Below are 18,062 nucleotides of genomic sequence, written 5' to 3' on the forward strand. Positions count from 1 at the left end.
TGCAGTCGGATTCATCTTGCGCGGCAAGGATCGCCGCGGCGATATGCCGGGCTCTTGTAGGGTGGGCAAAGCGACTTGTCCGCCGTAGCTCGAAGAGCGAAGGCGGAAGCGTGCCCACGATCTGTCGCGATGTTGGACAGGAGGTGGGCACGGCGCAAGCGCGCCTTTGCCCACCCTACGATACTGAACTTGCGGAGAGAACCCCTCACCCCGCCCTCTCCCCGCAAGAGCGGGGCCAGGGAGACGAGAGAGCGCGGAACGTCACCACATCGTCGCGGCAGCCCGTTCCGGCCAGATGCGATCGTACTCCGCGCCGCCGACCTGGTTGTCGCTCATCTCGGCGAGGATCTGGCCCGGCGTCGGCAGCGTCTTCGGATCGATACGCTTGTCGGGATTCCAGAGGTCGGAGCGGACGATGGCGCGGGCGCACTGGAAGTAGATTTCGTCCACCTTCATCACCATGACGCTGCGCGGCGCCTTGCCTTCCACCTTGAACGAGGCCAGCAGCTCGGGATCGATGGATAGATGTGCGCGACCGTTGGCACGAACCGCATTGCCGGAGCCGGGGATCAGGAACATCAACGACACCCTGGGATCGCGCACGATGTTGCGCAAGGAGTCGACACGATTGTTGCCGCGGCGGTCCGGCAGCATCAGCGTGTTGGGATCATGAATCCGGACAAAGCCGGGCAAGTCACCACGCGGCGAGCAGTCGATGCCTTCCGGTCCGATGGTGGCAAGCGCGGCGAACGGCGCCTTCTCGATGAAGATGCGGTAGAGCGGCGTGACGTGGTCGGCGACTTTCACGGTCGAGGCGTCGTTGGTGGCGCCGTAGATGGCCTCCAGCTGTTCGATCGTTTCAATCACCGACATTCCGTTCTCCCTGCTGTAGTGGCTAATCGTGCCAGCCTTCGTTCCTGATCACGCGCACGAGCTGGCGGGCGTGATACTCGGCGCTGCCGGCATTGAGGATGGTGACATCCGCCTGCGCCGACCTGTCGTCGACGCTGCGAGTGAGGCGCTCGGCGATATTGCCGTCGCTCTGTCGCGCGCGCGCGGCCAGCCGCGCGGCCAGCACATCCGGCGGCGCCGTGATCGCGACCACCACGACGTCGGCGTAGGCCTGGCGCAGCGCACCGATCACCGTGCGCGAGACATTGGCGACGACCGTGCGGCCGGCGCGGATATCCTCGTTGATGTCGAGCGGCAACGCATAGGAATGCCCGTGCGCGTCCCAATGCACGGCGAAGTCGCCATGCTCGCACGCGCCGCGGAATTCGTCGAAGCCGAGCGCGACATTGTCTTCGTCGGCGGAGGATTCACGCGTCACGATTCGGCGCGGGAAGACAATGTCGTGATCGTCAACGCAGGCCGCCTGCGCCAGCCGCAGCAGCGTGTCCTTGCCGGCGCCGCTGGGACCGACCACGAGCACGAGCCGGCCGGGACCGATCGCGCCCGCGTCGTCCTGCGCCATGGCCGGAATCTCGCTCATGCGACGCGGCTTCCTTCACGCCAGACGCTGCGGACGACGGGAACACTGCCGGCAACATGCACGCGAATGAGGTCGGCGCGCTTGCCGATCGCGACCTCGCCGCGGTCGGTGAGGCCCACCGCTTCCGCGGGCGCCTTCGTCACGGTGCGGATCGCCGCGGGAAGGCCGATCGCGGGCACATGCTCGGGCAATTGCAGCGCTCCCATCAGGAGGCTCGACGGGATGTAGTCCGACGACAGGATGTCGAGCAGGCCTTCGCGGGCGAGATCGACCGCGGCGATGTTGCCGGAATGCGAGCCGCCGCGCACGACATTCGGCGCGCCCATCAGGATGTCGATGCCAGCCTCGTGCAAGCCGCGCGCGGCCTCGAGCGTGGTCGGGAATTCCGCCACCGACACGCGGTCGCGCACGGCGTCCGCGACGTTCTCCTCGGTGGTGTCGTCGTGGCTCGCGAGCGGGATCTTGTACTGATGCGCCAGCGACACGATCTCGCGCATGTTGGTGGCGGCATAGAGCTTCTGATATTCGAAGCGCTTTGCGAACAGTTCGTCGAGCTCGGCATCGGTCTTGCCGCCGCCCCTGCCGCGGTAATAGTCACGCAGCTTGACCTCGTCGCGGAACTGACGCTGACCGGGGGTGTGGTCCATCAGCGACATCAGCTTGACGTCGGGACGGTCGATCAGCTCCCTGGCCTCCTCGACCACGCTCGGCATCGGGATTTCGCAGCGCAGATGCAGGAAGTGGTCGGCGCGCAGCAGGCTAGCGTCGCGCGCGGTCGTGATCGCGGCGGCGAGCACGCCGGCCCGGCCGTCCACTTCCTCGGCGCCGTCCTCGCGCCAGACCCGAAGCGAATCGAACACGGTGGTGATGCCCGAAGTCGCGAGTTGGCCGTCGTAGGAGATGACGGCGGCAACCGGATTCCAGAACACCTTTGGCCGCGGCACGTAATGGGCTTCGAGATGGTCGGTGTGCAGCTCGATCAGCCCCGGCATGATCAAATCGCCGCCGGCATCCTCGGCGCCCGCAGGCGCAGTCCCATCGCCGATCTCGGCAATGCGCCCGTCGGCAAGAGCGAGCCAGCCCTGCTCGATCACCCGGTCGGCCAGCACGATCCTGGCGTTGGCGATCACAATGTCCTTCGGCTTGGCGTTCATTTCCATGTCCCTCAGGCCGCGGCGGCGAAGCTGGTGACGTCGACGATGCGGTCGGCAATCAGATGACGGATTTCGTCGTCATGGACAATGGCGACCATGGCGACGCCCTGGCGTTTCTTCTCGGCGACCAGCTCGACCACGACGGCGCGGTTGGCGGCATCGAGCGAGGCGGTCGGCTCGTCCAGCAGCAGGATCGGCAGGTCCGAGATGAAGCCGCGCGCGATGTTGACGCGCTGCTGCTCGCCGCCGGAGAAGGTCGCGGGCGGAAGCTGCCAGAGGCGCTCGGGGATGTTGAGGCGGTGCAGCAGCTCGCCGGCGCGGGCCTGCGCCTCAGTGCGGGCCATGCCGTTGACGATCAGCGGCTCGGCGACGACGTCGATGGTGGCCACGCGCGGTACCGCGCGCAGGAACTGGCTGACATAGCCGATGGTGGAGCGGCGGACGTTGAGGATCTGCCGCGGCTCGGCGCTGGCCAGATCAATCACCGCGCCTCGATGGCGGACGCCGATGCGGCCGCTATCGCAGCGGTAGTTGCCGAAGATCATTTTCAGGATCGAGGACTTGCCGGCGCCGGATGGCCCGGAGAGCACGACGCACTCGCCCGGATTGACCTGGAAGGTCACGCCGCTGACGACCGGCAATTCGATGCCGCCCTGCAGGTGCATGGTGAAGGTCTTGTTGGCGTCGGCAACGTCGATCATGGCAGTCATTGGGCGGCTCATCTGAGAAATCTCATGGCGGCAGAATCGAGGAGACGAGGAGTTGCGTATAGGGCTCGCGCGGATCGTCGAGCACCTGATCGGTGAGACCGGTTTCGATGACCCGACCGCCCTTCATCACCATCACGCGGTGCGACAAGAGCCGGGCGACCGCGAGGTCGTGGGTGACGATGATGACGGCGAGATGCAGCTCGGCGACGAGGCTGCGCAGGAGGTCGAGCAGGCGCGCCTGCACGGACACGTCGAGGCCGCCGGTCGGCTCGTCCATGAACACCAGCCGCGGCTCGGTGACGAGGTTGCGCGCGATCTGGAGGCGCTGGCGCATGCCGCCGGAATAGGTGCGCGGCGCATCGTCGATGCGCGCGGTGTCGATCTCGACGCGGGTGAGCCAGTCGGAGGCAGTCGCGCGGATGCGGCCATAGTGATTCCACCCCACCGCCATCAGCCGCTCGCCGACATTGGCGCCGGCCGAGACCGCCATGCGCAAGCCCTGGGCGGGATCCTGATGCACAAAACCCCAGTCGGTGCGGTACAGGAAGCGCCGCTCGGCTTCGCCGAGCGAGGCGAGATCGCGGGCGACACCGTCGCGCATCCGATAGGACACATGGCCGCCGCTGGCCGCAAGCTGGCCCGACAGCAGTTGCAGCAGCGTCGACTTGCCCGAACCTGATTCGCCGACGATCGCCAGCACCTCGCCGGGATAGAGCGAGAAGGAGACGTCGCGGCAGGCGGCGATGCGGCCGAAGGATTTGCTGAGGGAGGTCGCGACCAGCAGCGGCTGGTCGTTTTCGAGCGCGGCCTGATCAACCATTGGTGCCTCCTTGCGCCTTCTCCTTGTACGGCGCGGCACTGAGGCTGCCGTGATGGCCGGCGGCCTGACGGCCCTCGCAATAATCGGTGTCCGAGCACACGAACATCCGTCCGCCCTTGTCGTCGGTGACGATCTCGTCGAGATAGGAATTCTCCGCGCCGCACAGCGCGCAGGGCGCGTTGAAGCGGTAGGGTTCGAACGGGTGATCCTCGAAATCGAGCGACACCACCTGCGTATAAGGCGGGATCGCATAGATGCGCTTCTCGCGGCCGGCGCCGAACAATTGCAACGCCGGGCAATTGTCCATCTTGGGATTGTCGAATTTCGGCGTCGGCGACGGATCCATCACATAGCGCGCATTGACCTTGACCGGATAGGCGTAGGCGGTGGCGATGTGACCGAAGCGGGCGATGTCCTCATAGAGCTTCACATGCATCAGGCCGTATTCGGCCAGCGCATGCATGCGCCGCGTCTCGGTCTCGCGCGGCTCGAGGAAGCGCAACGGCTCCGGGATCGGCACCTGATAGACCAGCACCTGGTCTGCGTGCAGCGTCGCCTCGGGGATGCGGTGGCGGGTCTGGATCACGGTCGCCTCATCCGTCGCCGTGGTCGTGGCGACGCCGGCGGTCTTGGCGAAGAATTTTCGGATCGAGATCGCGTTGGTGGTGTCGTCGGAGCCCTGGTCGATCACCTTCAGCACGTCGGCGGGACCGAGGATCGCAGCGGTGACCTGCACGCCGCCGGTGCCCCAGCCATAGGGCATCGGCATCTCGCGGCTGGCGAACGGCACCTGATAGCCGGGAATGGCGATCGCCTTCAGGATCGCGCGGCGGATCATCCGCTTGGTCTGCTCGTCGAGATAGGCGAAATTGTAGGCGGGCGCGTTCATTCCGCGGCCTCCTTCATGGCGTCCGCCGCCTGGGCGTCAGTGAATTCCTTGCGCAGCTTGCGGAGCAGGCCTAGCTCGGACTGGAAGTCGACATAATGCGGCAGCTTCAGATGCTCGACGAAGCCGGTGGCCTGGACGTTGTCCGAATGCGACATCACGAATTCTTCATCTTGCGCCGGGGCGAGTGCCTCCTCGCCCAGCTCGCGGGCGCGCAGCGCGCGATCGACCAGCGCCATCGACATGGTCTTGCGCTCGCTCTGGCCGAAGGCGAGGCCATAGCCGCGGGTGAAGCACGGCGCTTCCGTCGCGGAGCCCTTGAACTGGTTGACCATCTGGCACTCCGTGAGCTCGATCGCGCCGAGCGGCACGGCGAAGCCGACGTCCTCCGCCAGGAATTCCACCTCGACCTCGCCGAAGCGGATCTCGCCGGCGAAAGGATGGTTGCGGCCATAGCCGCGCTGGGTGGAATAGCCCATCGCCAGCAGGAAACCTTCGTCGCCGCGCGCGAGGTTTTGCAGGCGCAGATCGCGGTCCGCCGGAAAATTCAGCGGCTCGCGGGTGAGATCGCCGACGCTGGCACCGTCTTCGGCCTGCGGCGAGGATTCGATCAGCCCGTCGCGGCCGAGAATGTCCGTCACGCGCGGCGTTGGCGCCGTCGTCGCATCAGCCGTTGCCGGCGCTTCCGGCACAAAGCCTTGCGCGAGCGCGGGATCGAGCAGGCGGTGGGTGTAGTCGAAGGTCGGCCCGAGGATCTGGCCGCCCGGAATGTCCTTGAAGGTCGAGGACACCCGCCGCTGCACCCGCATCGCGCCGGTGTCGACCGGCTCGCTGGCGCCGAAACGCGGCATCGTGGCGCGGAAGGCGCGAACCAGGAAGATCGCCTCGATCAGGTCGCCGCGCGCCTGCTTGATCGCGAGCGCCGCGAGCTCGCGATCATAGAGCGAGCCTTCGCTCATGACACGGTCGACGGCCAGCCCAAGCTGCTCCGAGATCTGGTCGAGCGTGAGCTCCGGAACGCCTCGGTCGCCGCGCCGCTTATCTGCGAGCAAGCGATGGGCGTTCTCGATGGCGCGTTCGCCGCCTTTGACTGCGACATACATGCTTCTAGCTTCCCTTGCTCACGATGCGCGTGGTGCGGGGGATCGCGGCCACGGCGTCATCGGCGACCAGCACCACATCGATGCCGCGCGGAAACAGTGCTTCGTTGACGCGCAGGCGCTCGAACAGATCGAACGGCTTGACCGACGCCTGGAGCATCGCGGCGCCGTCGATGCCGGGACCGCGCAGCTCGAAGCTGCGTCCTGCGTCGAGGCTGTCGACCTGGAGGATCAATGTGGTGGACCGATCCGGATATTCGCTGGTGCCGAGCGCGAAGCGTTCGAGCGGCGGCAGCGCACCGCCGTCACTGATCAGCGCAAAGCTCGCGATGGAGGAATCCTGCACCACCGGCGCGCCGGTGTGGAACTTCAGCCATTTCACCACGTCCGGGCTCTCCGCCATCCGCGCCTCGAGCCAGAGCGGCGTGTCGTGGTCGAACAGCGTCAGCGCGATCGCGGCGGTGCCGCGCATCATCGTTTCCGGCTTGCCAGCCATCGGCACGATGCGCTGGACCGAGCCCGGCCGCGCCATCGCGTCCATCACCGAGCGAAAGGTCGATTGCGCCGACAGCACCTTGTCGGCGAAACCGGGCGGCAATTCCGCAATCGTGGTCATGATCTCACCCCTCACCGCGCACCATGGTGTAGAAATCAACCTTCGTCGCGGCGGTCTCGGCCGCCGCCTGCTTCCGGCGAATCATAAGCTGCTCACGCAACGGCGCGATTACGTCCCGCTCCACCGCTCCGCCGAAATCCCGGGACTGAACCAGCGCGTCGCACAGCGCGATCAGCCGCGCTTTCTCGCCGTCGCGCCCGAGCGTGTAGCCGAACCCGACCTCGCCGCTCGCCAGCCGGACCGCGGCGCGCGACACCGTGGCTTCGCCGAGATTGAAGGGCGCGCCGTCGCCGCCGACCCGGCCACGCAGCATGACGAGGCCGTTTTCGGGCGCACGCAAATCCTGATGGGCCGGGACAGCCAAGTTGCGGAGGCGGGCGGCGATCTCGCCCGCCTCCGCGTGCGCCAGCACGGCCATGGCGGCCTGACGCTGGGCTTGCTGGTTGTTGTGCTGGGTCACCTGATCCACCGAACCTCTGACAGAACTTGCCGCATCGAAGTTGTCTATGATAATAGACAACTTCATACGGGAGCGCCATGACTGTTTCGTGACAAAGCTGTGATTTCTGGAGTAGGTTGCCGCAACATGAGCATGCAGGACACCGCCTCCTCGGGCGTCGCGCTATGGCGCCTCGTTGCCGACGGCATCGAGCGCGGCATCGCCGATGGCCGCTTCGCGGCCGGCGACAAATTGCCGGGCGAGATGGAAATCGCCGAAACCTATCGGGTGAACCGCCACACCGTGCGGCGCGCGCTGGCAGCCCTTGCCGAGCGCGGCCTCGTGCGCGCCGAGCGCGGCAGCGGAACCTATGTCGAGGCACAGAAGCTCGCTTATCCCCTGCGCTCACGCACCCGCTTCTCCGAGATCGTCGGCGCCGGCGGCCGCGAGCCGCGCGGGCAGCTGATCGAGGCGACCGACGATGTCGCGACCCGTGAGCTGGCGCGCGAGCTCGGCTTGAAGGCCGGCGCGCCGCTGGTGCGGATCGAGGCGATTCGCCTCGCCGACCGCACGCCGATCTGCGTCTCCACCACCTGGCTGTCGGCGGAACTATTTCCGGGTGCCGGCGCCGTGTTCGCAGCGACGCGCTCGATGACGAAGCTGCTGGAACATTACGGCGTCCGCGACTATCGCCGCGGCGCGACCCGGATCACCGCCGGCATCGTCGACGCAACCGACGCGGCCCGGCTCGATCTGGCGCTGGGACGGCCGATCCTGGTGGTCGATGCGACCGACCACGATCTCGACGGCAAGCCGCTGATGACCAAGCATTCGCGCTTTGCGGCGGAGCGGGTGGAGTTTCTGGTGGAGTCGTAGGGTGGGTTAGCCTTGGGCTGCGCGAAGCGCAGTCCGAAGGCGTAACCCACCTCTTCTGTCTCCGCGGAGATAAACAGTGGTGGGTTACGCCTTCGGCTAACCCACCCTACGGCACCTTTGATCAGGCGACAGCCCGCCTGCCAATAATCGCAAAGCGCAGCTTGCCCGAGATGAAATCGATCGCGGCGACCGCTACCAGGATCATCAGGATCAGGAACGACACCTTCTGCCATTCCAGCACGCGGATCTGCTCGGCGAGCTGGAGGCCGATGCCGCCGGCGCCGACGATGCCGATGATGGTGGCCGAGCGGGTGTTGGATTCGATGAAATAGAGCACCTGCCCGGCGATCACGGGCAGGACCTGCGGCAACAGGCCGAAGCGGATCTCGTGCAGCGGGCTGCCGCCGGAGGCGCGGATGCCCTCGACCTGCTTCTGGTCGGCGGCCTCGATCGCCTCCGAGAACAGCTTTCCGAAGGCGCCGAAATCCGACACCGCAATGGCAAGCACGCCGGCGAACGGGCCAAGCCCGACGACGTTGATCCACACCAGCGCCCAGATCAGCGTGTCGACGCCGCGGATCGAATCCAGCACGCGGCGGACAGGAAAACGCAGGAGCTTCGACGGCACCACGTTGCGCGCCGCGAGCAGGCTGACCGGAAGCGCGAATATCGCGGCCAGCGTCGTGCCGAGCAGCGCGATCGACAGCGTCTCGCCGAGCGCCTTCAGATAGATCGGGAGCGACGATCCGGGGTCAGGCGGGATCATCATCAGGCTGATCCAGCCGAGCTGGCTGAGACCTGCGAAGAATCGCGACGGCGAGAAATCGAGATCGACTAGGCCGTAAATGAGGATCGCGAACGCCGCGACGATCATCGCCGGCGTGGCAAGCCGCGCCGAGGCCGGCCGGTCGAACACATCGGGATAGCGCGCGCGAAGCTCTCGCGTGTCGACCGCTTGCCGCCTCGTCACGTCCGCGCCTCCTTGCCGAACAGGCGGCCGCGCAGCCAACCGGTGCTGATGTCGATGATGAACACGGTGACGATGATGGTGAGCAGGATCGCGCTGACGTCCGAATAGTAGAATTTGCGGATGGCGACGACGAGTTCCTGGCCGATGCCGCCGGCGCCGACGAAGCCCATCACCGAGGCTTCGCGGACGTTGATCTCGAAGCGCAGCAGCGCGTAGCTCGCATAGCCCGCGGTCACCTGCGGCACGACGGCGAACCGCATGCAGGACAGCCAGCTCGCGCCGGTCGAGCGGATGCCTTCGACCGGCTTCATATCGGCGTTCTCGACGATTTCCGAGAACAGCTTTCCGAGCGCGCCGGTGGAGTGGATCGCGATCGCGAGCACGCCCGCCATCGGTCCGAGCCCGAAGGCGATGACGAAGATCAGCGCGAAGACGATGCCCGGAACGGTGCGGGCGAATTCGAGCAGGCGCCGGACGACGAAGCGCAGCCAGGGTGCGGGCGAGGTGTTTTCAGCCGCGAAGAAGTTCAGACAAAATGCCAAGGTCGCGCCGATCAGCGTGCCGACATAGGAGATCAGCAGCGTCTCGCCGAGCATCTTCAGCCATTTGCGCCAGCCCCAGAGCCACTCGCCGACATCGGTCCAGACGCGCTGGCCGTTGTCGAGCGTGAGGATGCGGTCGAAATAGCTGATGAAATTGCCGAAATAGGTGAACAGCGTGCGCAGATTCACTTCCGCACCGACCGCGGCGAGAAGCAGCGCGGCGGCGAAGACCGCGATCCCCAACAGCAGGCGGAGCCGCCTGCGCCCGACCGCCTGGCGATAAGCGGCGTTGAGCACGGCAAGCTGCTGCTCGGGGAGGATCGAAACCGCTGTTGTCATCGGCCTGAGCCAAGTTCCGTCAAAGAAAGAGCCGGGTCCAAGGACCCGGCTCCAGTTACATCGCCCTGAGATCAGGACGCCTTCTTCTTACGCAGCGCATCGACGAACTTGATCAGCTCGATCGTGCCGTCCCAATCCTTGGTGGTGGCGGGATGAAAGCCCTTCTTCTGGCCGTCGGAGAGGCGGTCGAACGCGGCCTTGTCCTTGGCCGGCGCGTCGAAGAACGCCTTGGCGATAGCGGCCTTGGCGTCTTCCGGCAGGTCGGAATTGTAGGCATAGGGGCCGTTGATGATCGGCGCCGACTTATGGATGATACGGAAATCGTCCTTCTTCATCGCCGAGCCGTCGGCATTCTTCAGCATGCCCTTGGTCAGCATCTGCGCCAGCGTGGAATCGTCGTCGCTGGTCCACTGGTTGGCGGCAACGTCGACGGTGCCCTGCGACAGCGCCAGCATCGCGTTCTCGTGACTGCCGGTGAAGACGACCTTGCCGAAATAGCCGTCGGCATCGGGGATGCCCATCTTGTCCAGCTCGAAGCGCGGCACATTGTTGCCGGAGGTCGAGTTCGGATCGACGAGGCCGAGGTTCTTGCCCTTGAGCTGGTCGACGCTCTTGTAGGCGCTGCTCGCCTTGACGAAGAACACCGAATAATAGCCGGTCGAGCCGTCGGCGTTGATGTCGTTGGCGAAGGCGTCGGACTTGACGCCGGTCAGGCGGGCGCGGGCGAACGAGGCCGAGCCATAGCTGGCGATATGGATGTTGCCGGCGCGCTGGCCCTCGATGACGGCGGCGTAGTCGTTGGCGATGCGCAGCGTGACCTTCACGCCGAGTTCCTTGGAGAGATAGCTCACGAAAGGCGCCCAGCGCTCGGTGACGCCGGAGGCGTTCTCGGCCGGGACGACCGCGAAGGTCAGCTCGGGATATTTGGCTTTCCAGTCTTCGGCGGAAGCCGACGAGGCGAAGGCGAGCGCCGCGGCGCCGGCCAGAACGAGTCTACGAGTGATCATGATACCCTCTTCATCGGTTGGGTCGGTTGACGCAAAAGCTTGCAACTCAAACAGGCGCGACGCGGCTCAGGCGGCGGCCGCCGTTCCAAGTGCCGGGACGCCCGCGGGCGCCGGGTCAGGCATGGTGCCCATGACGTCGGCGGCTTCGAGATCGTAAAGCTCGCGCGCGACGTGGTCGGTCAGTGCGGCCGGCGCGCCGTCGAACACCACCCGGCCCTGCGCCATGCCGATCAGGCGGTCGCAATAGCTGCGCGCCAGATCGAGCGAATGCAGATTGCAGATCACGGTGATGCCGAAATGCTTGTTGATGCGCAGCAGCGCATCCATCACGATCTTGGTGTTGCGCGGATCGAGCGATGCGATCGGCTCGTCGGCGAGGATGATGTCGGGCTGCTGCACCAGCGCACGCGCGATCGCGACGCGCTGCTGCTGGCCGCCGGAAAGCTGGTCGGCGCGCTGGGCCGCGAGCGACGCGATGTCGAACTGTTCGAGCGCGGACATCGCCAGCGCCTTGTCCTGCTCGGGCCACACTTGCGACAGCGAGCGCCAGGCCGGCATCGTCGCAAGCCGTCCCATCAGGACGTTGGTGAGGACGTCGAGCCGGCCGACCAGGTTGAATTGCTGGAAGATCATGGCTGAGCGCGCCCGCCACTGCCGCAGCTCCTTGCCGCGCAGCGCGGTGACGTTGATGCCGTCGAACAGGATGCGGCCCTGCGTCGGCGTCGCGAGACGATTGATGGTTCGCAGCAGCGTCGACTTGCCGGCGCCGGACCGTCCGATCACACCGACGAAGCCGCCGGAGGAGACTTGAAACGAAGCGTCGTCCACCGCGGCTTTCGCGCCGAAGCGACACGTCAGACCTTCCACCACCAGCATGCAGGACTCCAGATTAGCTGGAGCCAACCGCTAACGCCCGCGCTTGACACTTGTGTGACACGGGCGTTGCACTGCGGCGATGCTACACACCTCATCCCCTGTCATCGCCGCGTCATGACATCGTCATCAAGCCGCTCGAAGAGGAACGCCCGCCCTCGCGCTCCGGATGCAACATGGCCGCCAAAACTCTTTCGGTCCAGCCGACCATCGATCCCTCGGCCAAACTGCATGAGACCAGGCTCGGCGCCTATACCGAGGTCGGCGCGCGCACCATCCTGCATGAAGTGGCGATGGGCGATTACTCCTATGTCGTGAACGATTCCCAGATCACCTACACCACCATCGGAAAGTTCTGCTCGATCGCGGCCATGACGCGCATCAATCCCGGCAATCATCCGATGCACCGCGCGACCCAGGCGCATTTCACCTATCGCTCGAGCGCCTACTTCGAAGGCGAGAGCGACGACGCCGAATTCTTCGACTGGCGGCGCCAGCATCACGTCCATATCGGCCACGACGTCTGGATCGGCCACGGCGCGATCGTGCTGCCGGGCCGCAACATCGGCACCGGCGCGGTGATCGCGGCCGGCGCCATCGTCACCAAGGACGTGCCGGCCTACGCCATCGTCGCCGGCAATCCGGCCCGCATCGTGCGGCGGCGTTTCTCCGAGGAGATCGCCGGAAGGCTCGCGCGGCTCGCCTGGTGGGACTGGGATCACGACAAGTTGCGTGAAGCGCTGCCCGATTTCCGCAAGCTCGGGATTGAAGATTTTCTTGCGACATACGAAGCAGGGGCGGCTCCCCTGACCAGATCCCTTACCAGCAAACGAAACGCGGTCGCGTGACAGACATTTTCCTTGAAGGCGGCCGGGCCCTGATCGGCGCCGAACTCGTCGAAACGTCATTGGCGGTGTCGGGACAGGACATCGCGCAGGTCGATGCCTCACGGGGCCGGGCGCGGCTGATAATCGATTCGCGCAACCTGCTGGTGCTGCCCGGCATCGTCGACCTGCACGGCGACGCCTTCGAGCGGCAGATGATGCCGCGCGCCGGTGTCGACTTCCCGATCGACGTCGCGCTCGCCGACAGCGATCGCCAGGCGATCAGCAACGGCATCACCACCGTCTTTCACGCCACCACCTGCTCGTGGGAGCCGGGCCTGCGCAGCGCCGATAACGCGCGCGGCCTGATGGAGGCCATCGAGCGGCAGCGTCCGCAGTTCGCCGCGGACACCCGCTTCCATCTGCGGCACGAGACCTACAATCTCGGCGCCGAGGCCGAGATCAGCGAATGGCTCGACGAAGGCCGGGTCGACCTGTTCGCTTTCAACGACCACATGGACGGCACGGTCGCCGACATGGCCAAGCCGCGCAAGCGCAACCGCATGGTGGAGCGCACCGGGCTGTCAGCTGAGGAATTCGACCGGCTGGTCGAACGCGTGGTCTCGCGCGCCGACGAAGTGCCGGCTTCGGTTGCGCGGCTGGCCGCCGCGGCGCGCGCAGCCGAGGTGCGGATGCTCTCGCACGACGATGCGACGCCGGCGATGCGCCAGGAGTTTCGCGAGCTCGGCGCTGACATCGCGGAGTTTCCGATCAACGAGGAGACGGCGCGGGCGGCAGCAAGCCACGGCGATGCCATCGTCTACGGCGCGCCCAACGTCGTGCGCGGCGGCAGCCACACAGGCTGGACGAAGGCCTCCGACATGATCGCCAAGGGGCTCTGCTCGGTGCTGGCGTCCGACTATTATTATCCCGCGCAGCTGCTTGCCGCGTTCCGCCTCGCCGCCGATGGCGTGCTGCCGCTGACGGAAGCCTGGAATCTGGTCTCCGCCGGCCCGGCGCGCGCCACCGGCCTTGCCGATCGCGGCGTGCTCGCCGAAGGCCGCCGCGCCGACATTCTGCTGATCGACGACAGCGTGAAGCTGCGGCCGCGGCTGATCGCGGTGATATCAGGTGGCAAGCTCGTCCATCTCACCGATGCGACGCGGCTGCTCACTGCTGAGGCGACGCCCCGCGAGGCTGTCGTCGCGGCCTAAATTGGTTATGCTGAGGCGATGACAGGTTTTCCCCGCTACGCGATCTATTTTGCCTCCGGCAGTGACAGCGCGCTGTCCCGCTTCGGCGCCGAGTTGCTCGGCTACGATGCCTACACCGGCAACGAATTGCCGTTCCCGCATGATGCGCTGCATGTCGCGCCGGACTGGCGCGACGTCAGCGCCGATCCACGCAAATACGGCTTTCACGCCACGCTGAAGGCGCCGATGGCGCTCGTATCAGACAGGACCGAAGCGGAACTGATGGCCGCCTGCGCCGCATTCGCCGGCAAATCGCGGCCGCTTGCCGTGATCCGGCCCGTGGTCGATGCCATCAGCGGCTTCATCGCCGTCATTCCGGCCGAGCCGGTCGAGGCGCTCCAGCAGCTCGCCGCCGATTGCGTCCGCGAATTCGACTCGTTTCGCGCCGCGCTGTCGGCGGGCGATCGGGCGCGGCGCAAACCCGAGAAACTCAGCGAGCGGCAGCGCGACTATCTCGACCGTTGGGGCTACCCTTACGTGATGGAAGAATTCCGCTTCCACATGACGCTGACGGGGCGGCTGGATGCCGAGCGCCGCGGACCGATCCTGGAGATGCTGAGGCCGCGGTTTGCGACGCTCGGTCTCGATACGCTGGCGATCGACCGCATCGCGCTATTTCGGCAGGATGATGCGGCGGCAAGATTCCACATCGTCGACGAGTGGCCTCTGGCGCGATAGACCTCAGCGCCAGCTCGCAAGATTCAAGGCGAGCGCCACCGCGCCAACCAGAACGAGGCTGGCCGCCCAGACTGCATCCAGATTGAACCAGCTTCGCGAGACGAACCTCAATCCAAGATGGCGGTAGACCAGCCACGCCAGACATCCGCCGGCGCCGACCATGGCGGCAACATGCACCAGGGACACCAGCACCGCCATCCCCAGACTTGTCTTCATCAGCGCGCCCGCCGCTTCATGGCCGGCATCGAATTCGAAGGCCTGGCAGAGCCCGAGATAGATCGGCACGAGCATCAAGGCGGCGCCGTGAGCGATGGCGACGGCAAATGACCAGAGCGCCAATTGCGTCGGCGGAATTCGTGCCAGCGCGCGGGGATGACGCCGCGCGATCAGCCGATAAACGCCGAAGCCGATGACGAGAAGGCTCGCGCCAATCTGGATCGAACGCTGCCACTCGGCCAGCACGAGCAGGAACGCGAATGGCAGCAGCACGAGAAATGTTGCCAGGAGATGCCCGGCCGACAGGGCCCACAACGCACGAAAGAGCGCGCGCGGGCTCTTGTCCATGAGCCCGGCCGAAACGGCGAGCGGCCATCCCATCCCCGGATTGACTCCGTGATAGAGGCCGCTCGCGACAAGGGCGAGCCACAGCCAGCCAAGCGCCGGGCTCGCGTGCCCACCATCTAGACCGACGGGTAGCAAAAGGAGTCCGTCGAACAATCGCCGCCCTCCAGCCTGATCTGGTGCGCACGATAGCCGTCCGGGAAGCTCACGAAATAGTCCTTGTCGAGCTCGAGGCCGCCGTTGCGACCGACATTGGCCATCACCTCCACGCCCGGAACCCCATCGGGATAGAACTGGTCGTCCCAGGTGGAATAGAGCGAATTGGTCCAGTACACGCGCCTGCCGTCGCGGCTGATCTCGACCATTTGCGGGCCGGCCGCAAAGGACTTGCCATTCGGATGCGCTGTACGGCGTGCGATGCCGCCGATGTGGACGGAGCCCGCAAGCTTCGGCTTTCTGGGATCGGTGACGTCGTACTGGCGCATTTCACCGGTGCCCCAGCACGACACATAGAGAAACCGGTCATCCATCGACAGGTCGATGTCGGTCACGAGCGGCGGCACGGCGCCAAATCCCTGCAGCAGCGGCGGGAGATTCTCCTTTGGCGCGGGTTCGGGCGGGATCGTTGCCGTCTTCTCGGCGTGGAATTTCCCGCCTTCGCGCCACCAGGTCCAGATCGATGCTTCGAGATTGGTGGTGTCGACCACGACGCCCACGAAGCCGTATTCGCGAACCGGATCGTGCGCAGGCCGCACCTCGAGCGCCATCTGATGATTGGCGCCAAGGTCGATGGTCTGCACGTTGCGCCGGGCGCGAAGATCCCAGAAGTGGAGACGATGGCCATATTTATTCGCCAGCAGATCCTCCGGGACGATCCCGTTCTCGAACTGCGGCGGCAAGGCCCATTCGCTCGTCACCATGTAATCGCGCGGCAGATTCCACCAGAAGTCATAATGCAGCGCCTGCGGACCGCGGTCGATCTCCCATCGTCCGAGGACCTCGAACGTCTCGCAATCCATGATGAAGACGCCTGGTGGCCCGTTGGTGCCGTCCTTACCGCCACCACCCAGCGTGCTCACGTAAATGCCGTCCGGCCCGCAATGGATGGTGTGCGGCCGCGAATAGCCGGTCTTCTTGAAGATTTCCTCGGGCTCGATGATCTTGTGGATCTTGGCTTTGGTCGGATCTGGCTTGGTATCGATGATGTAGATCCGCGACGAACGGATTCCGGGGATGATGAGATAGCGCCGCTCGATGAAGGCATGTCCGGCGAGCGGCGACAGAGCGGAGGAGCAGGCATTCCAGCCGAAGTGGTGAAACTCATCACCCTTGTTGGGCATCGTCACGGTGTGGACGATCTGGCTGTAGGTCGGCGATCCCGGCTTGACGTCGATGACCGCGAGAGCATCCGGCTTCGAGAAATCCGGACTGAGCAGCAACGTGTAGGCGAAGTTCTCCGCAGGTGCTTCCATCGCAAGCCTGGGCGATGCGTGAAATGTGGGATCCGGCCTCATCGTCATGGCACTGCCTCCCTGTTCTGTCGGTTCGCGCCAACCTGGCTCGGGATAACGGCATTATGAAGAGGTGTTACACGATGTCTCGAGATGCTCCGCGGGGCCTGGTTGGCGAACGTACCCTACTTCATCGCCGGGCTGCGGGAAACGGCCGAACCGCGCTAATTCGACGCCTTCAGCCAACTGGGGAAGCTCGCGAGTGAGGCTGGAGGGCGGGCCTCACACTCGATGTCGTCCCCGCGAACGCGGGGACCCATAATCCCAGGGAGTGGTTATCAAGCGAGCTGCCAACTCCGAGTCTTCGCCACACTTCTCTCTGTGGCTATGGGTCCCGGATCTACGCGCGCTTGAGGCGCGCTTGTCCGGGACGACACTGAGTGTTTGGTACCGCTACTTCCCCCACCGCAGCGCCAGCGCGTCGCGCTCCTTGGCGAGTTCCAGCAGGCCCGCGCGCGTGGCCGGATGCAGCGGCTGCAAGGGGTGGCGCACCGCGTCCGACTTGATCACGCCGCCGGCCTGCATCATCGCCTTGCAGGCGATCAGGCCGCATTGGCGGTTCTCGTAGTTGATCAGCGGCAGCCAGCGCTCGTAGGCGGCCTTCGCTTCCTCGCGCTTCCCGGCGAAATAGGGATCGACGATCTGGCGGATGCCGTCGGGATAGCCGCCGCCGGTCATCGCGCCGGTGGCGCCGGCGTCGAGATCGGCGAGCAGCGTGATCGCCTCCTCGCCGTCCCAGGGGCCCTCGATGTCCTTGCCGCCCGCCTCGATCAGGCTGCGGAGCTTTGAGGCCGCGCCCGGCACCTCGATCTTGAAATAGCGGATGTTGGCGAAGTCGCGCGCCAGCCGCGCCAGCAGCTCGACCGACAGCGGCGTGCCCGCGACCGGCGCATCCTGGATCATGATCGGAATGGTGATGGCGCCGGAGAGCACCTTGAAGAATTCGACGATGCCCTTCTCAGGGACGCGGAAGGTCGCGCCATGATAGGGCGGCATCACCATCACCATCGCGGCGCCGGCGGCTTCGGCCTGCTGGCTGCGCGCGGCGCAGACGGCCGAGCTGAAATGCGTGGTGGTGACGATCACGGGAACCCGGCCCGCGACATGCTCCAGCACCGCATGCATCACGGTTTCCCGCTCGGCATCAGTGAGCACGAACTGCTCGGAGAAATTGGCGAGGATGCAGAGGCCGTTCGAGCCGGCATCGATCATGAAATCGATGCAGCGGCGCTGGCCCTCGAGGTCGAGCTCGCCGCGCTCATCGAAGATGGTGGGCGCGACCGGGAACACGCCGCGATAGGGGCGCTGGGCCTTGTGTGGGGTGACCGGCATCGAACTCTCCATCCCTGATCTGTCTTACGTCTGGCGCCGCATAGGTGACGCGGCGGCACAGATGTAGCCGCCGGAGGGA

At 65.8% G+C, this 18,062-nt stretch carries 20 protein-coding genes; 4 read left to right on the forward strand and 16 right to left on the reverse strand.

Features of this window, described 5'->3' with window-relative positions:
* Positions 1-261: 261 nt before the first annotated feature.
* The 9 genes from CIT37_RS37965 to phnG are packed head-to-tail and all read right to left on the reverse strand — an operon-like array spanning position 262 to position 7,247.
* Positions 262-873 carry a pyridoxamine 5'-phosphate oxidase family protein gene (locus tag CIT37_RS37965; protein ID WP_038972214.1) on the reverse strand — a complete coding sequence of 204 codons (612 nt, stop codon included), beginning with the start codon at positions 871-873 and terminating at the stop codon, positions 262-264.
* 22 nt (positions 874-895) lie between these two features.
* Positions 896-1,492 carry a phosphonate metabolism protein/1,5-bisphosphokinase (PRPP-forming) PhnN gene (gene phnN / locus CIT37_RS37970; RefSeq protein ID WP_095426802.1) on the reverse strand — a complete coding sequence of 199 codons (597 nt, stop codon included), beginning with the start codon at positions 1,490-1,492 and terminating at the stop codon, positions 896-898.
* A complete protein-coding gene (locus tag CIT37_RS37975) occupies positions 1,489-2,646 on the reverse strand; it encodes an alpha-D-ribose 1-methylphosphonate 5-triphosphate diphosphatase (protein ID WP_095426888.1) in 1,158 nt (385 codons plus the stop codon). Before CIT37_RS37975 ends, phnN begins: the two co-directional genes overlap by 4 nt.
* A gap of 11 nt (positions 2,647-2,657) precedes the next feature.
* Positions 2,658-3,356, reverse strand: a complete 699-nt coding sequence (gene phnL / locus CIT37_RS37980) for a phosphonate C-P lyase system protein PhnL (RefSeq protein WP_161966283.1) — start codon at positions 3,354-3,356, stop codon at positions 2,658-2,660.
* A 22-nt stretch (positions 3,357-3,378) separates the two neighbouring features.
* The gene (gene phnK / locus CIT37_RS37985) at positions 3,379-4,176 is read right to left on the reverse strand and encodes a phosphonate C-P lyase system protein PhnK (protein WP_095426800.1); all 798 of its coding nucleotides are present in this window, start codon (positions 4,174-4,176) and stop codon (positions 3,379-3,381) included.
* Positions 4,169-5,065, reverse strand: coding sequence for an alpha-D-ribose 1-methylphosphonate 5-phosphate C-P-lyase PhnJ (locus CIT37_RS37990; RefSeq protein WP_028140766.1), 897 nt, complete (start codon positions 5,063-5,065; stop codon positions 4,169-4,171). The genes phnK and CIT37_RS37990 overlap by 8 nt, the downstream gene beginning before the upstream one ends.
* Positions 5,062-6,165, reverse strand: coding sequence for a carbon-phosphorus lyase complex subunit (locus CIT37_RS37995; RefSeq protein ID WP_095426799.1), 1,104 nt, complete (start codon positions 6,163-6,165; stop codon positions 5,062-5,064). The genes CIT37_RS37990 and CIT37_RS37995 overlap by 4 nt, the downstream gene beginning before the upstream one ends.
* A gap of 4 nt (positions 6,166-6,169) precedes the next feature.
* Positions 6,170-6,778 (reverse strand): phosphonate C-P lyase system protein PhnH, encoded by a 609-nt coding sequence (phnH, locus tag CIT37_RS38000; RefSeq protein ID WP_038950662.1) that lies wholly within the window; start codon positions 6,776-6,778, stop codon positions 6,170-6,172.
* 4 nt (positions 6,779-6,782) lie between these two features.
* On the reverse strand, positions 6,783-7,247 hold the full coding sequence (gene phnG / locus CIT37_RS38005; protein WP_038972221.1) for a phosphonate C-P lyase system protein PhnG: 465 nt from the start codon (positions 7,245-7,247) through the stop codon (positions 6,783-6,785).
* 117 nt (positions 7,248-7,364) lie between these two features.
* Here phnG and phnF point away from each other — a divergent pair, with 117 nt between their 5' ends.
* Positions 7,365-8,093 carry a phosphonate metabolism transcriptional regulator PhnF gene (gene phnF / locus CIT37_RS38010; protein WP_018321223.1) on the forward strand — a complete coding sequence of 243 codons (729 nt, stop codon included), beginning with the start codon at positions 7,365-7,367 and terminating at the stop codon, positions 8,091-8,093.
* 121 nt (positions 8,094-8,214) lie between these two features.
* Here phnF and phnE (CIT37_RS38015) read toward each other — a convergent pair whose 3' ends face one another.
* The 4 genes from phnE (CIT37_RS38015) to phnC all read right to left on the reverse strand — a co-directional run bounded on the left by phnE (CIT37_RS38015) (position 8,215) and on the right by phnC (position 11,827).
* Positions 8,215-9,063, reverse strand: a complete 849-nt coding sequence (gene phnE / locus CIT37_RS38015) for a phosphonate ABC transporter, permease protein PhnE (protein ID WP_095426796.1) — start codon at positions 9,061-9,063, stop codon at positions 8,215-8,217.
* The gene (gene phnE / locus CIT37_RS38020) at positions 9,060-9,944 is read right to left on the reverse strand and encodes a phosphonate ABC transporter, permease protein PhnE (RefSeq protein WP_028140772.1); all 885 of its coding nucleotides are present in this window, start codon (positions 9,942-9,944) and stop codon (positions 9,060-9,062) included. The genes phnE (CIT37_RS38015) and phnE (CIT37_RS38020) overlap by 4 nt, the downstream gene beginning before the upstream one ends.
* A gap of 71 nt (positions 9,945-10,015) precedes the next feature.
* Positions 10,016-10,951, reverse strand: a complete 936-nt coding sequence (gene phnD, locus CIT37_RS38025) for a phosphonate ABC transporter substrate-binding protein (RefSeq protein ID WP_028140773.1) — start codon at positions 10,949-10,951, stop codon at positions 10,016-10,018.
* A gap of 66 nt (positions 10,952-11,017) precedes the next feature.
* Positions 11,018-11,827: a phosphonate ABC transporter ATP-binding protein gene (gene phnC, locus CIT37_RS38030; RefSeq protein ID WP_095426795.1), complete on the reverse strand. Its 810-nt coding sequence runs from the start codon at positions 11,825-11,827 to the stop codon at positions 11,018-11,020.
* 173 nt (positions 11,828-12,000) lie between these two features.
* On the opposite strand from phnC, the gene CIT37_RS38035 reads away from it, so the two are divergent.
* From CIT37_RS38035 to CIT37_RS38045, 3 genes are read left to right on the forward strand one after another with little or no spacing between them, the layout of a single operon-like run.
* Positions 12,001-12,672: a transferase hexapeptide repeat family protein gene (locus CIT37_RS38035; RefSeq protein WP_028140775.1), complete on the forward strand. Its 672-nt coding sequence runs from the start codon at positions 12,001-12,003 to the stop codon at positions 12,670-12,672.
* Positions 12,669-13,862 (forward strand): alpha-D-ribose 1-methylphosphonate 5-triphosphate diphosphatase, encoded by a 1,194-nt coding sequence (locus tag CIT37_RS38040; RefSeq protein ID WP_095426794.1) that lies wholly within the window; start codon positions 12,669-12,671, stop codon positions 13,860-13,862. Before CIT37_RS38035 ends, CIT37_RS38040 begins: the two co-directional genes overlap by 4 nt.
* 18 nt (positions 13,863-13,880) lie before the next feature.
* Complete coding sequence (locus tag CIT37_RS38045; protein WP_095426793.1) at positions 13,881-14,579, forward strand: DUF1045 domain-containing protein; 699 nt, start codon at positions 13,881-13,883, stop codon at positions 14,577-14,579.
* Positions 14,580-14,582: 3 nt separating this feature from the next.
* Here CIT37_RS38045 and CIT37_RS38050 read toward each other — a convergent pair whose 3' ends face one another.
* The 3 genes from CIT37_RS38050 to CIT37_RS38060 all read right to left on the reverse strand — a co-directional run bounded on the left by CIT37_RS38050 (position 14,583) and on the right by CIT37_RS38060 (position 17,983).
* Positions 14,583-15,176, reverse strand: a complete 594-nt coding sequence (locus CIT37_RS38050) for a hypothetical protein (protein WP_028140778.1) — start codon at positions 15,174-15,176, stop codon at positions 14,583-14,585.
* 83 nt (positions 15,177-15,259) lie between these two features.
* On the reverse strand, positions 15,260-16,660 hold the full coding sequence (locus tag CIT37_RS38055; RefSeq protein WP_038950652.1) for a selenium-binding protein SBP56-related protein: 1,401 nt from the start codon (positions 16,658-16,660) through the stop codon (positions 15,260-15,262).
* A gap of 384 nt (positions 16,661-17,044) precedes the next feature.
* Positions 17,045-17,983, reverse strand: a complete 939-nt coding sequence (locus tag CIT37_RS38060) for a dihydrodipicolinate synthase family protein (protein WP_028140780.1) — start codon at positions 17,981-17,983, stop codon at positions 17,045-17,047.
* Positions 17,984-18,062 lie beyond the last annotated feature (79 nt).

The organism is Bradyrhizobium ottawaense (assembly GCF_002278135.3).
GTDB classification, from domain to species: Bacteria; Pseudomonadota; Alphaproteobacteria; order Rhizobiales; family Xanthobacteraceae; genus Bradyrhizobium; species Bradyrhizobium ottawaense.